General features: G+C 47.9%; 14 protein-coding genes and 1 tRNA gene. 6 read left to right on the top strand and 9 right to left on the bottom strand.

Going from position 1 to position 13,172, the window contains the following annotated elements:
* The first annotated feature begins 115 nt into the window (after positions 1 to 115).
* Both ACM5Q9_RS02725 and ACM5Q9_RS02720 read left to right on the top strand, forming a co-directional pair.
* Positions 116 to 610, top strand: coding sequence for a hypothetical protein (locus ACM5Q9_RS02725; RefSeq protein ID WP_418143196.1), 495 nt, complete (start codon positions 116 to 118; stop codon positions 608 to 610).
* A 144-nt stretch (positions 611 to 754) separates the two neighbouring features.
* Positions 755 to 979, top strand: a complete 225-nt coding sequence (locus ACM5Q9_RS02720; protein WP_418143195.1) for a hypothetical protein — start codon at positions 755 to 757, stop codon at positions 977 to 979.
* Between the two features lie 167 nt (positions 980 to 1,146).
* Here the strand turns inward: ACM5Q9_RS02720 and ACM5Q9_RS02715 are convergent.
* A tRNA-Val gene (locus ACM5Q9_RS02715) sits at positions 1,147 to 1,222 on the bottom strand.
* Positions 1,223 to 1,447: 225 nt separating this feature from the next.
* Here ACM5Q9_RS02715 and ACM5Q9_RS02710 point away from each other — a divergent pair.
* Genes ACM5Q9_RS02710 through glp form a run of 4 tightly spaced genes read left to right on the top strand, consistent with a single transcriptional unit; the run spans position 1,448 to position 3,988 of the window.
* Entirely contained in the window at positions 1,448 to 1,711 is a 264-nt protein-coding gene (locus tag ACM5Q9_RS02710) for a MoaD/ThiS family protein (protein WP_418143194.1), read from the top strand.
* Positions 1,712 to 1,716: 5 nt separating this feature from the next.
* Positions 1,717 to 2,178 (top strand): molybdenum cofactor biosynthesis protein MoaE, encoded by a 462-nt coding sequence (locus ACM5Q9_RS02705; RefSeq protein ID WP_418143193.1) that lies wholly within the window; start codon positions 1,717 to 1,719, stop codon positions 2,176 to 2,178.
* Positions 2,175 to 2,780: a molybdenum cofactor guanylyltransferase gene (gene mobA / locus ACM5Q9_RS02700; RefSeq protein WP_418143192.1), complete on the top strand. Its 606-nt coding sequence runs from the start codon at positions 2,175 to 2,177 to the stop codon at positions 2,778 to 2,780. Before ACM5Q9_RS02705 ends, mobA begins: the two co-directional genes overlap by 4 nt.
* On the top strand, positions 2,780 to 3,988 hold the full coding sequence (gene glp / locus ACM5Q9_RS02695; protein ID WP_418143191.1) for a gephyrin-like molybdotransferase Glp: 1,209 nt from the start codon (positions 2,780 to 2,782) through the stop codon (positions 3,986 to 3,988). The genes mobA and glp overlap by 1 nt, the downstream gene beginning before the upstream one ends.
* A 143-nt stretch (positions 3,989 to 4,131) precedes the next feature.
* On the opposite strand, the gene fdhE is transcribed toward glp, so the two are convergent.
* The 8 genes from fdhE to modA all read right to left on the bottom strand — a co-directional run bounded on the left by fdhE (position 4,132) and on the right by modA (position 13,013).
* Positions 4,132 to 5,058, bottom strand: coding sequence for a formate dehydrogenase accessory protein FdhE (gene fdhE, locus ACM5Q9_RS02690; protein WP_418143190.1), 927 nt, complete (start codon positions 5,056 to 5,058; stop codon positions 4,132 to 4,134).
* A gap of 9 nt (positions 5,059 to 5,067) precedes the next feature.
* Complete coding sequence (gene fdhD / locus ACM5Q9_RS02685; protein ID WP_418143189.1) at positions 5,068 to 5,874, bottom strand: formate dehydrogenase accessory sulfurtransferase FdhD; 807 nt, start codon at positions 5,872 to 5,874, stop codon at positions 5,068 to 5,070.
* Positions 5,875 to 5,988: 114 nt separating this feature from the next.
* A complete protein-coding gene (locus ACM5Q9_RS02680; RefSeq protein WP_418143625.1) occupies positions 5,989 to 6,636 on the bottom strand; it encodes a formate dehydrogenase subunit gamma in 648 nt (215 codons plus the stop codon).
* The gene (gene fdxH / locus ACM5Q9_RS02675; protein WP_418143188.1) at positions 6,636 to 7,550 is read right to left on the bottom strand and encodes a formate dehydrogenase subunit beta; all 915 of its coding nucleotides are present in this window, start codon (positions 7,548 to 7,550) and stop codon (positions 6,636 to 6,638) included. Before fdxH ends, ACM5Q9_RS02680 begins: the two co-directional genes overlap by 1 nt.
* Positions 7,551 to 7,561: 11 nt before the next feature.
* Complete coding sequence (gene fdnG / locus ACM5Q9_RS02670) at positions 7,562 to 10,678, bottom strand: formate dehydrogenase-N subunit alpha (protein ID WP_418143187.1); 3,117 nt, start codon at positions 10,676 to 10,678, stop codon at positions 7,562 to 7,564.
* 255 nt (positions 10,679 to 10,933) lie between these two features.
* The gene (locus tag ACM5Q9_RS02665) at positions 10,934 to 11,533 is read right to left on the bottom strand and encodes an ATP-binding cassette domain-containing protein (protein ID WP_418143624.1); all 600 of its coding nucleotides are present in this window, start codon (positions 11,531 to 11,533) and stop codon (positions 10,934 to 10,936) included.
* Positions 11,534 to 11,588: 55 nt separating this feature from the next.
* Positions 11,589 to 12,251, bottom strand: a complete 663-nt coding sequence (modB, locus tag ACM5Q9_RS02660) for a molybdate ABC transporter permease subunit (protein WP_418143186.1) — start codon at positions 12,249 to 12,251, stop codon at positions 11,589 to 11,591.
* A gap of 18 nt (positions 12,252 to 12,269) precedes the next feature.
* The gene (gene modA / locus ACM5Q9_RS02655) at positions 12,270 to 13,013 is read right to left on the bottom strand and encodes a molybdate ABC transporter substrate-binding protein (protein WP_418143185.1); all 744 of its coding nucleotides are present in this window, start codon (positions 13,011 to 13,013) and stop codon (positions 12,270 to 12,272) included.
* Positions 13,014 to 13,172 lie beyond the last annotated feature (159 nt).

Below are 13,172 nucleotides of genomic sequence, written 5' to 3'. Positions count from 1 at the left end.
GTTGATGATCACCAATGATCGCAGTAACATTTTAGCTTAAGAAAAAATCAGATTAGGGAATTTAGTCCAACTTGCTGCCCTAACCGCCGGTTAAATCAGCTAAACAGGAAACGTCATGGATACGCTTGCACTTAATGAAATCAATGTAATTTCAACGCTTCAACCCTCTGCTCCAACTATCTCCCGCTCTTCAGGCACATCCGAAAACACCAGGAACGGTTCTATTGCAACCATATTTATTGGCTCACGCCAAACCCGGTTTTCGCCTGGCAAATATGAATATCATTTGCATACCCAGGACACCATAGTCCCTGCCGATAAGCGGCCGGCAAAAGACTTTATTTTTAATATAGAAATAATCAAGAATTATTGCCGCCTGCTTAAATCAAGCCAAAGCATCATGCTGGTACTTGAAGAAAAAAACGAATATACCGAAGCCATTGCCTTAAAGCTTTGCTCATTGGCAACCGCTTATGGCAAAACCATCAAAACCGGCACCGGGGCAATTTCCCCCCCAATCAATTATTCATCTTGTGCCGAAACATCGGATGTGACCACATCAACCGCACACACACCAATCACATTGACACAAAAGGCTAACCAGCTATAGATACGCTCGGCAAATATTCTCATTGCTCCCTCCTGCAGAAAACAATAGAATTATGATATGCCTTTGCGACATCACCATGACAATAAGATGTAAGCTATATCCAGCCACTTGCCATCAATACATTCTGCTTTACAGGAGAACTATATGTACAAGTTAAATGAAAAGGGCAGATATGCACTGGAAACCTTTCTGGATGCCATTGCCAAGCCAGGTTTTGAACTGGAACCCATTTATGAGGTGGCCACCCGTATTGCCAACGAATATTTTCCAGTTGATCAGGATGCCATACTGGAGCTTGATCCCAGTCAGACCCAATCGGGCAACCCCGAAGTAATCCAGTTATTCAAAAGCTGGTTTGACCACTCATAACCCAACAATTGCTTTCCGGCTAAATTGTTTAACCGGAAAGCAACACCCGGATTTTTTGAACCGTTTTTGCATTCTGTTAAGCCGATCACTTTACAGAAAAAGCACCATTTAAACAGGCATAAAAAAAGCACTTACCAATGTAAGTGCTTAATTTGCCAATTTTGCAATGGTGGGTGCTACAGGGGTCGAACCTGTGACCTACGCCTTGTAAGGGCGCCGCTCTACCAACTGAGCTAAGCACCCATTGCTTAACTGAAGAATTAAATTATATATACCCTTTTGAAGATTGGCAAGGTCTTATCGGATATATCGTTAAAATCCAATAAAAACATGACGAATTTACAACAAACCTGAAAAATCCATTCTTATCCTTGAGAAATTATCCTTGAGAAATTCACCCATTTTCCTCGAATGGGTGAAAGCGGCATACCTGCAAACTTTGGTTATAATGGCCTATCCACTATCACTATGGCACTACTTGTTATGTTAAAAATCATCTATATGGCAAAACTAAAAGAACAATTATCCATGACTGAAGAAACTATCGAATGGCCCGGTGGCACCTGCGATGAACTGATCCAGCTATTACGCAGCCGCAACGAACTGTGGCACAACACCCTGGCACCCGAAAACGTTTACAAAATTGCCATTAACAATAGCATTGTCCATCAAAATGCCCACATTCCGGAAAATGCTGAAGTAGCCCTGCTTCCTCCTGTTACCGGAGGCTAAGCCCCATGCATGCCATTAGCATCCAAACCACCGATTTCAATCTGGAAACCGAAGAACAACTGGCTGAACAATCCACAAACAATTGTGGCGCTTTAGTAAGTTTCGTCGGAAAGGTTCGCGGAAAAGATCATGTGAAACTGCTAAGCCATTTGTATCTTGAGCATTTCCCTGGCGTGACCGAGCAGGAAATAGAAAAAATCATTCTCGCGGCCCGGCAAAAATGGCCTTTACAGTACGTAAAAGTCATTCACCGTATTGGTAAAATCAAAACCGGCGAAAAAATTGTTCTGGTCTTGACTGCGTGCGAGCACCGCAAAGATGCCTATCAAGCCAATGAATTCATTATGGATTACCTGAAAACAGAAGCCCCTTTCTGGAAAAAGGAATGCTTTGCCAATGGAGACGCCCATTGGGTAGACATGAAAAAATCCGATCTCGAGCACACGCAACAATGGAAGCCCGCATGAAATCAAATACAGCCGGACTCATACTTGCCGGTGGCCTTGGCAGCAGGATGAATTACCAGGACAAAGGCATGGTTCATTTCAAACATCAACCACTGGTTGAATACCCCCTGGCCCTTTTACAAAAAACACTGGATTGCATCGTGATTAGTGCAAACCGGAATCTGGATACATATGCCACTTATGGTTACCCCGTCATCCCGGATCTGCCCCAATACACGAAACTGGGTCCGCTGGGTGGCATTTACAGCGCCTGCATGCAACTACCTGAAAACATTGAATTCATCCAGGTCGTTCCCTGCGACACCCCTTTCCTGCCCGACACCCTGACCGAGCGCCTGCATAACGCCCTGCTGGAAACCAATACCGATATTGCCATGGCAATCAGTGGCAGCAACCAACACCCCAGCGTTCTCCAATTCAGGCGCTCACTGCTAAGCGACCTGAAACGGCGGCTTGATCAAAAAGTGGACAAATTACGCCTTCGCTCCTTTGTTCTGGACAACGCCCATACACTGGTCAATTTTGAGCAGGAAGATTTTTTTATCAACTTCAACAATCCAGAATCACTCAAGCTCTGGGATTCATTACAAGGTTCAGCATAATGCGTGATTACTACGAAGCACTTGAAGAACTGCTTTCCAAAACCCAAACAACCACCCAAACCGAAACCCGCCCCCTTGAAGAGGCTGAAGGCTATATTCTGGCTGAGGAATTGACCGTTAATTATGATGCGCCCATGTTTGATAACAGTGCCATGGACGGTTACGCGATTTGCGACCTGAACCGGACCGAATGGAAAATTATTGGCGTGGTTGCCGCGGGCGATGACGTAACCGCCATCAGCCTTGAGCCTGGACAGGCCGTACGTATTTTTACCGGAGCCGGCATACCGGCCAATACCGATAGTGTTGTTCCACAAGAGAATACCACCGTTGCCAACCATAACGTCTCGGTCAATCAACCCCTAAAACCCGGCGCCAATATCCGCCGCCAGGGTGAGGAACTGAAGAAAGGGGATATTCTGGTTTCATCCCATACCGTCATTTCACCCGCAGCTATCGGACTGTTGGCCAGCCAGGGCTATGCCAGTATCAACTGCTTCAGGCCACTCACCCTTACCCTGTTCTCTACCGGCGACGAGCTGCTTGCCCTGACTGAACCGCTGGCCCCTGGTAAAATCTACGATTCCAACCGCCCCATGCTGTTAAGCTGGCTTAAACACTATGCCTACCTGAATGTTGTCAACGGGGGTGTTTTACCTGATGACTACGACACCATCAAACAGGCCTTGCAGCAAGCCGCCGGCACCTCAGACATCATCATTTGCTCGGGTGGTGCTTCGGTGGGTGACAAAGATTACGTCAAACAGGTGCTTGATGAACTCGGCACCCTTGAACACTGGAAACTGGCTATCAAACCGGGCAAACCCTTTGCCTGGGGCAATATCAACAATCGCTGCAAAGTATTCCTGTTACCCGGCAATCCGGTCGCCAGTTATGCCACCACCCTGCTGATGACACTTCCCGCGATTAAATACCTGGCCGGCCTTTCACTTGAAAAAGCCCGCCCCAAAAAATGGAAAGCCCAGGCAGATTTCTCAATTCCAAATAATAAGCAAGGTCGCCGTGATTTCTTGCGCGGTGCTGTTACCCTAACAGAAAACGGTATCTGGGCAGCACCCGTCAAAGGCCAGGACTCGCATATGCTTTCCGGTTGCGTAAAGGCAGAAGCATTAATAGAGATTCCGGGACACACCAATGTGGAACGCGGCCAGTGGCTTGATGTTTATCCGTTATCACACTCATTTTAAGCCCGGCCCATTTCAACAAAAAGCCCGCTAACACAACCGTTACCGGGCAACCAAAAAACATGAATCACGGAGTGGTGCCATTGCCGTCTGGTGCGGCAAGCGCCCGCCTGTAACAGCAAGCGCACGCATCGGCTTCGGCAAGATTAATGCGGCACTTCTTTTTCCATCATCAGGAAAGGGTTGGCGCCCCCCCTGGAATAGCCTTTTTCACCCAGCATCATATCCAGGGCCAACGACCCCAGGTCATCGGCAACCGGATCGGCATGCTGCTCTTTGCTCAGGCTGAACATTTTACGATACCCCTGGCAAACATCACAGGTTTCACCACTGGCACCATGCAAAGCGCCTTCGGTAACACCTTCCACCGACTGCAAGGTCATGTCTTTGGTATTGCCACAGAAAGTACATTTTGCCCTTAAGGCATTCCAGCGACTGTTGCATAAATTGCAATGCAGGTAACGCAGGTTTTCCTGCTCACCGCTTTTCAAAATAATACTGGCAACCGCATCACTGCCACAGCAGGGACACTGCACACGCTCATCACGTGAAGGCACATCGGTTTCCTGCAATTGCATCGCCCAGTAAGTCCAGATCACTTGCAAAACGGCATGCACCCAAATACTGTATTCCTGATCAGTTGCGTTGGTTTCGTGTTGCAGCAGGCGCCAGGCCAGCGCTTCCTGCTCGGGCACCGGCATGGCCAGCAGGCGTTGCCAGGTTTGTTCCATATGATCAGACAGTTCTCGCTTGATGCGCTCGTACAAGGCCTGCAACAGGGGCGTAAAGCAGGACGGAATCGGGGTACTGTGAACATTTAACATGGAAGCCGTCTCATTGCGCTTGAGTTGCGGCACAACCGCATCGGCGTCAGCCAGCAACCCATGCTGAACCCGGGACAAGCCAGCTAGCAGCTGCAAATACAATTTCCAGTCGGATTTATCCAGTTTGGCCAATTTTGTGAAACGTTCACTGCGGGACAAAAACAGGTTTTTGTCTGGTGCGATCCAAAATGGAATATGAAAAAAAGATTTTTCGATTTCTTCTTTTGATTTTAATTTAATGTGATCCATTTAAACCCTTTAATCTGCCAAAGTAATGTATTCATGACCGGTGTAAATCACCTGCTGACCTGACCTGGCAAAACCTATCAACGTCATATTAGCCTCTTGCGCCAATTGCACCGCCAGTGCAGTGGGGGCCGAAACGGCAACCAGGCATCCAACCCCCAAAACGGCAGACTTGACCACCATTTCGTAGCTGGCACGACTGGAGACCAGGACAAAACCCTCAGACAAGTTCCAGCCAGCCCTGGCACCAAACCCCAGCAGTTTATCCAGGGCATTGTGTCTCCCCACATCCTCAAACAGGGCTTCTATATGGCCGCTGCCATTTACCCAGGCCACCCCGTGCACGGATCCGGTTTGCGCACGTAATGGCTGCAATGATGCAAACGCATCAAGCGCATCTGAAATATGCGCTGCAGACACATTGGGCCTTACCGCAACAGGTGTGATAACCGGTTTGACAACGTCCAGGCTTTCTATGCCACATAAGCCACACCCGGTACGACCGCTTAAATTACGCCGTCTTCCCTTCAGCTGCAAAAACGCTGCTGAGGCAATTTCCATATTAACCAGCATGCCTGCCGAAGTTTGCAACACCTCTATATCATAAAGCTGGGCTGCCGAGGATAAAATACCTTCAGTCAGGCTGAACCCCAGAGCGAGCTCCGGCAAGTCCTGTGGGGTTGCCATTAAAACCACATGTGAAATGCCGTTATAAACAAGGGCTACCGGTACTTCATTGCTCAGGCAATCATCCGTCTCGTAAATACGGCCTTGTTTAAGGCGCCTGACGGGTAAGGTTATCAGTGGAGTGGCTGTCATGTTGTGCTTTTGAAAGTAATACTGGCTGGCCCCATCATGCTCACATCAAGAGCAAATGCCCAGACTGGGATTGTTAAACGCCAGCCCGGTATTTGCCCTTAATGCCATGCGGTACTATAAACGACCGGACGCTTCATCCTTGGCTTTCTTCTTAGCCATGATTTCACGATACCAGCGAGGGTGGTGGGCCTTGGCCCATGCCTGCGTAACCACCCCTTCCACCATTGCGCGAATGGTGCCTTTAATCCAGATTGCAGCATAGACATGCACGATAATACCCGTAATCAGCACCAGGGCTGACACGGCATGCAGCAATAAGGCAATACGGATGACGGGAATCGGAAACATGTCGGCAAAATAAGGGCGCCAGGCAATAAATCCGCTTGCAAGCAATGTCAACATGCAAATAGTCATTAGCCAGAACATGATTTTCTGGCCAGCATTATACTTGCCAGTATCACCCACTTCTTCGCCTTTCAGGATTTGACCGACGGATGTCAGCCATTTAACATCTTCCTTTTCCATGAAGTTGTATTTCCAATAGCGGAAAAACTGGATAAAAAAGCCAACAAACATAACCACCCCAACAAAAGGGTGAATAATGCGGGCCAGCTGCGGCGTGCCAAACACGCCTGTCAGCCAGAAAAAAGCCGGATAGAAAAAAGCCAGGCCGGAAATCGCCAGTAACACAAAGCAACCGGCCACAATCCAGTGATTGACCCGTTCGGCTTTGTTATAACGCTGAATCAGCTTCTCTTTCATCATGCATCCCCCTCGTTTTTAAGCGTATCCCCATCTTTGCCAATGATTTCAGGCTTTTCCTCTACGGTCCGGTTTGGGCCGATGGTAATGTAGTGCAACCAGCCTACGATACCCGCCAGGGCAATGCCCACCGTAGCCAATGGTTTGAGAATACCCTTCCATAAACTGACTGTTGTACTGATTTCAGGATCTTTGGGAAGATCATTATAGAGCTGGGGTTTGTCGGCATGATGCAGAACATACATGACGTGAGTACCACCAACCCCTTCGGGATCATATAAACCGGCATTTTGATAGCCACGGTTTTGCAAATCCTCAATCCTTTTTTCGGCCACCAATTTCATGTCATTTTTGGTGCCAAACTGGATGGCGCCGGTAGGACAGGTTTTTACACAAGCCGGTTCTTGTCCAACCGCCACGCGGTCTGAACACAAACTGCATTTATAAGCACGATTATCCTTTTTGGAAATCCGTGGAATATTGAATGGACAGCCCGCGATACAGTAACCGCAACCTATACAGTTTTCCTGATGAAAATCAACAATACCATTTTCATACTGAATAATGGCACCCGGTGAAGGACAGGCTTTCAGGCAGCCAGGATCGGTACAGTGCATGCAGCCATCCTTGCGGATCAGCCATTCCAGCTTGCCGTTTTCCTCGGTTTCAGCAAAACGCATGACAGTCCAGCTGTCTGCTGTCAAATCTATCGGGTTGTCATAAACACCATGATTGATACCGATATCATCGCGCAAATCGTTCCATTCGGAACAAGCCACCTGACAGGCCTTGCAGCCAATACAGGTTGTCACGTCAATTAATTTTGCCACTTCTTCGGGTTGACGAACGCCGGGAGGAGGTGTCATTTCAGCTGTCGCGGAACGGCGACGGATATCTAACGATTGCAATGCCATATTCTAACTCCTTAAGCCTTTTCCACGTTCACTAAAAATGTTTTGTATTCGGGTGTCTGTGCATTACTGTCACCAACAAAAGGCGTCAAGGTATTTACTAAATACTGTTTTCTGTCCGATACGTTAACCCAGCCACCATGCAAGGGAATCCCTACCTGGTGCAGGGTTTCTCCATTAACCAGCAAAGGCCTGATCCGTTTCGTGACAACCGCCTTGGCCTTAATAGAGCCACGGATCGTGCTGACCGTTACCCAATCCCCTTTTTCAATTCCCTTCTCTTTGGCCAGCTCTTCGCTAATTTCAACAAATTGTTCCGGTTGGGCAATCATCAGCAGCTTGACCGACTTGGTCCAGAACTGGAAGTGTTCGGTCAGGCGATAAGTAGTGCCCACATAGGGATACTTGTCTTTCTTGCCAAAACGGTCTCTGGCACTGTCAAACATGCGCACGGCTGGTGAATGCACCACGCTGGGGTGCAACAGATTGGTGCCCAATGGCGTTTCCATGGGTTCATAAGACTCGGGGAAAGGACCATCCACCAATTTTTTGGCACAGAACAAACGGCCCACACCCTCTTCGGTCATGATAAACGGGTTCATATCAGTACCGGGGGCCTCATCCGCCTTGAAGTCGGGTATATCGGCGCCTACCCACTTGCGTCCATCCCACTCGATCAGCGTACGGTTTTTATCCCATGGCTTGCCACTGGGGTCGCACGATGCACGGTTATACAGAATGCGGCGGTTTGCCGGCCAGGCCCAGGCCCATCCGGGCGTATTACCCAAACCGGAGTCGGTATTGTCGCGACGGGCCATCTGGTTGCCATTTTTTGTCCAGCTACCCGAAAATACCCAGCAGGCACACGCAGTGCTTCCGTCATCGCGCAGCTGATGGAAACCATCCAGCAACTGGCCTTTGGGTATGACGATATTACCCATTTCGTCTTTGATATCTTCCAGGGCGCGACCATTAAACTCTTTGGCCATTTCATGCGGCAAGGGACTAAGGGGATTCTGATATTGCCAATCCAGGTTAACAATTGGCTCGGGGACAGTACCCCCCTCTTCCAGGTAAAGCTTTTTAAGACGCTGATGGATTTCAGCCAGAATTTCCAGGTCAGGTTTGGCATCGCCAGGAGGATGCGCCCCGGCCCAGTGCCATTGCAACCAGCGTGAGGAGTTGACGATGGAACCTTCTTCTTCTGCAAAACAGGGCGTCGGCAAACGGAAAACCGTTGTCTGGATACTGGCGGGATCCACATCGTGATGCTCACCATGATTTTCCCAGAAAGTCGCTGTTTCAGTATCCAAAGGATCCATCACCACCAGAAACTTCAGTTTCGAGAAAGCCTCGGTGACCCGTTTTGAATCGGGGAATGAGCTGGTAATATTGAAACCCTGCACCAACAGGCCATGCATTTGTCCCTGATAAATCATGTCGGTCATTTGCAGGCTATCGTACATCTTGTCCCATTTAGGCAACCAGTCATAACCCCAGTCATTATCTTTGGTTGCCTTTTCACCAAAGAACCATTTAAGCAGGCTAACCATGAACTTGGGTGTATTGCTCCAGTAATTCAGCTGACCTGGCCGGAAGGATTGTGGTGTTTGCTTTTGCAGGTAATCATCAAAAGTGGGATGCTGATTTTCATTGGGCAGCACCAGGTAGCCTGGCAAGCTCGTGGACAGTACGCCTAAATCAGATAAACCCTGAATATTGGAATGCCCCCGCAAAGCGTTGACACCACCGCCGGCCATGCCGATATTACCCAGCATAAGCTGGATCATGGCCATGGTACGGATATTCTGGGTTCCATAAGTATGCTGCGTCCAACCCAGGGCGTACAGAATCGTTCCTGTTTTATTGGGCGCACTGGTTTCACCCAAAGCCTGGCACACTAGCAGGAAGTCTTCAATCGGTGTGCCCGTGATTTTTGTCATCATCTCGGGCGTGTAGCGGGAATAATGTTCTTTCATTAAATTCCACACACAGCGCGGATGTGTCAGTGTTGGGTCAACCTTGGCATAACCGTTTTCATCAAGCTCGTAAGTCCATGAGTTCGTGTCGTAAGTGGTGTTTTTGGGCGCATGCGTATCAGCTAACGGATCTGCATTGACTGCCGTGGCATCGCTGGTCTCGGCGTAATCAGGGTGACCTGAAAACAGGCCCTCATGGAAGCCATATCTTTCATCAACAATGAAACTGGCATTGGTATAAGCTTTTACATATTCCCACTGAATCTTATCGTTTTCAACCAGCCAGTTAATGACCGCCCCCAAAAAGGCAATATCACTTCCTGAACGAATCGGCAGGTAATGGTCTGCCACCGCAGCGGTTCGGTTAAAACGCGGATCACAGACAATGAGTTTAGTACCCTTTTTCTTCTTCGCCTCAATGACCCATTTGAAACCAACCGGGTGCGCTTCCGCCGGGTTGCCGCCCATGACCAGAATAAAATCAGCATTCTGCATATCGCAGAAAGTATTGGTCATTGCCCCTCGGCCAAAGGTAGAGGCCAGTGCGGACACAGTGGGCGCATGGCAAACACGTGCCTGCGAGTCTGCCGCCACGATACCCAAAGACCGGATAAATTTTTGGGTCAGGATGCCGGCTTCGCTAGAGCCGGCGGACGTACAGGCCATGCCTACCGCTTCAAGACGGTTAACCGTGACGCCTTTGTCGTTTTTTACAACCAAATGTTCATCACGCTCATCTTTAATCAGGCGAGCAATACGATCAAAAGCATCATCCCATGAGATTCGCTTCCATTCATTGGTACCGGCTTCACGGACTTCTGGGTAGTGCAAACGCTTGGGGCTGTTAATGTAATCAATCAGGCCAGCCCCTTTCGGGCAAAGACTGCCCCTGCTTACCGGATGGTCGGGATCACCTTCTATATGAAATATTTTCTTGGTGACGTTCTTGGCACCATCTCCCAAACTATACAGCAAGGTTCCACAGCCAACCGAACAATAAGTACAGTTATTTCGTGTTTCAACCGCCCTTAACAATTTGTACTGGCGAACTTCTGCCCACGCGTTGGTTGGCGCAGCCCCCATTACCGCAAGACTTGTTGCACCAACACCGCCTGCCGTAACTTTAAAAAACTGTCGTCTGGTCATCTTCATTGCGATGATGCTCCTATCGTGTATGTATTTAAGACCCCATGATCAATGGGAACTATTACAAGTAACAATTTGGTTAAAAAATTATTACTTTCAATATTTACAAATTTACAAACATGCACATAAAAATCACATACTAATTTCAGCAACAATTCAAACCGGTTATTTCAAGAATACAAGAAAGCCCGCCAACTGACTACTTTCAAATTGTTTTAGAAAGGAAAAATGACTTGCGCGTATGTTTTTTATTTAATACTTTCAGGGTTTGAATTCAATCAACTCTGCCGAAAACGCTTTGATATCTTCCTCATCATGAGTAATCAGCATGAGAGGAATCTTCAGTTCTTCCAGCAACTCTTTTACCTCTTCACGCATATGTATACGCAATTTTTTATCCAATGCGGAAAACGGCTCATCAAGCAACAGCAATTCAGGCTCTATGATAAGCGCCCTGGCAAGGGCCACCCGCTGTTGCTGGCCACCTGACAACTGGCCCGGATACTGCCGTGCCAGATCGGCGATCTGAAACCGACTCAACCAGTGATGGATTTTTTCAAGGTTTTCAGGTGAAATCCTGTTGAACCAGCCTTTACGGTTTAGCCCGAAGCCCACATTTTGCGCTATGGTCAAATGAGGGAACAGGGCATAGTTTTGCAGGATATAACCGACATTTCGTTCCTGTGGCGCGATATTGATGTTTTTTTCTTTATCAAACAATATTCTGTTTTTAATTTTTATAAGACCGCTATCAGGGGTCAATAAGCCTGCGATGCATTTTATCGTGAGAGATTTACCAACCCCCGAAGGGCCAAATAAAATAACCTGTTCCTGGTGACTGCAGACCTGGGTATCCAGCATAAACGTTCTAGAAGCAGAAACCAGTTTTTTCTGAATGTTTATATCAAAAATCATCTCAGGCACGCTTTGGAGAAAGATAATAAGCCAACGATAAAACAACAATACACACGACAGAAATCAGCAACACCAATTGATTGACTTCACTATCGTGTCCCGCCTGAACCGCATCATAAATGGCAATTGACAGCGTTTGGGTTTTACCCGGAATACTTCCGGCCACCATTAAAGTTGCACCAAACTCACCCAAGGCCCGGACAAAACCCAGTAATATACCGGCAAGAATTCCTCGCCAGGCCAAGGGCAGAAAAACCCGAAAAAAAACGGCTACCTTGGAAACACCCAAGACCCAACCAACCTGCTGCAATTGCTCATCGACCGACTCGAAAGCGGCGCGCGCCGGTTTGAAAACGAGCGGAAAAGTGACGATGACCGCGGCAATAATGGCACCGTTAAGAGAAAAAATAAGCCCAAAACCAAAATTGGCCTCGAGCCACCTGCTTAAGCCGGTTTTATTGCCAAACAAAACCAGCAAATAATACCCCAATACCGTTGGTGGCAACACCATTGGCAAGGTGGCCAGGACATCAAGCACCTGCCTGAAAAAACTGCGCTTTTGAGACAGGTACCAGCCAAACGCAATCCCCAGGACAAGATTGATCAAAGTGGCCCAAACAGCCACTTTGACAGACAGGAACAAAGGCACCATGACCGACTGCATTAGCTGCTTCCCTGGATCTTAAGGACGGGCAAACCCGTATTTGTCAAAAATGACCCGGCTATCTTCTGACAGCACATAATCCACAAACTGGTTAGCAAGCTCCGGCTCTTTACTGTCTTTTAAAACGGCAATCGGATAAATAACCGGTTTTTCCAAGTCTACATTAAAAGCAACCTTGACCTTGTCAGCCAGGATTTTGGCATCGGTGCCATAAACAAAACCAGCCTCTACGTTTGCATTGGCCACATATTCAAGTGCCTGGCGAACATTCTGCGTAAAAACCGCTTTATCTTTCAGGACTTCATCAAGACCGGCCTTTTTAAGTGCTGTTTCAGTATAGCGGCCTGCTGGCACACTGGATGGATTGCCAATCGCAATGCGTTTTACTTCACCCTTTTGCAGATCATTCAGGTTTTCCAGTTGTAAAGTACTGCCGGCAGGAACAATAAGCACCAATTCATTTTTTACAAAATTGGTTTGCTCATTATTTTGCAAGAAACCACCCTCATTGGCACTGTCCATGTTTTTAAGATCGGCACTGGCAAAAACATCCACGGGCGCACCGTTACGGATTTGCTGAAGCAGGCTGCCTGAACCGCCAAAATTGAAATCAATATTGTGACCCTTGTGTTCCTGTTCAAATTTCTGGCCGATTTCCTGAAAAACATCTTTCAGGCTGGCTGCCGCCGAAACCGTGATAGTTGCTGCTGAAACACCCCCAAAGCTGGTGCATGCCAAAATCAGTAATGTCCGCTTAATCATGACCTTGTTCCTTTTGTATGTATAGGGCCAAACGCCTTTATAAATAACAGGAAAAAGTATAACACCCTGCCCGTTTCAAAAGCCGATATTACGGCAGTCATTGATCTAGCTCATTTGTTGGCTCCTCAACAACTTCGCTACCCACCCTCAAGGCAATTG

It is taken from the genome of Advenella sp. RU8 (genome assembly GCF_048381675.1).
In the GTDB taxonomy this organism is placed as follows: Bacteria; Pseudomonadota; Gammaproteobacteria; order Burkholderiales; family Burkholderiaceae_B; genus Advenella.
The sequence above is the reverse complement of the archived record's forward strand: the minus strand, read 5'-3'. Positions and strand labels throughout refer to the sequence as shown.

Bases quoted from the DNA above. Each gene is read 5' to 3' on its own strand.
- ACM5Q9_RS02680 (WP_418143625.1), bottom strand. From the start codon at position 6,636: ATGAAAGAGAAGCTGATTCAGCGTTATAACAAAGCCGAACGGGTCAAT.
- ACM5Q9_RS02725 (WP_418143196.1), top strand. From the start codon at position 116: ATGGATACGCTTGCACTTAATGAAATCAATGTAATTTCAACGCTTCAA.
- fdhE (WP_418143190.1), bottom strand. From the start codon at position 5,058: ATGGATCACATTAAATTAAAATCAAAAGAAGAAATCGAAAAATCTTTT.
- modA (WP_418143185.1), bottom strand. From the start codon at position 13,013: ATGATTAAGCGGACATTACTGATTTTGGCATGCACCAGCTTTGGGGGT.
- ACM5Q9_RS02720 (WP_418143195.1), top strand. From the start codon at position 755: ATGTACAAGTTAAATGAAAAGGGCAGATATGCACTGGAAACCTTTCTG.
- ACM5Q9_RS02705 (WP_418143193.1), top strand. From the start codon at position 1,717: ATGCATGCCATTAGCATCCAAACCACCGATTTCAATCTGGAAACCGAA.
- mobA (WP_418143192.1), top strand. From the start codon at position 2,175: ATGAAATCAAATACAGCCGGACTCATACTTGCCGGTGGCCTTGGCAGC.
- fdxH (WP_418143188.1), bottom strand. From the start codon at position 7,550: ATGGCATTGCAATCGTTAGATATCCGTCGCCGTTCCGCGACAGCTGAA.
- fdhD (WP_418143189.1), bottom strand. From the start codon at position 5,874: ATGACAGCCACTCCACTGATAACCTTACCCGTCAGGCGCCTTAAACAA.
- ACM5Q9_RS02665 (WP_418143624.1), bottom strand. From the start codon at position 11,533: ATGCTGGATACCCAGGTCTGCAGTCACCAGGAACAGGTTATTTTATTT.
- modB (WP_418143186.1), bottom strand. From the start codon at position 12,251: ATGCAGTCGGTCATGGTGCCTTTGTTCCTGTCTGTCAAAGTGGCTGTT.
- glp (WP_418143191.1), top strand. From the start codon at position 2,780: ATGCGTGATTACTACGAAGCACTTGAAGAACTGCTTTCCAAAACCCAA.
- ACM5Q9_RS02710 (WP_418143194.1), top strand. From the start codon at position 1,448: ATGGCACTACTTGTTATGTTAAAAATCATCTATATGGCAAAACTAAAA.
- fdnG (WP_418143187.1), bottom strand. From the start codon at position 10,678: ATGAAGATGACCAGACGACAGTTTTTTAAAGTTACGGCAGGCGGTGTT.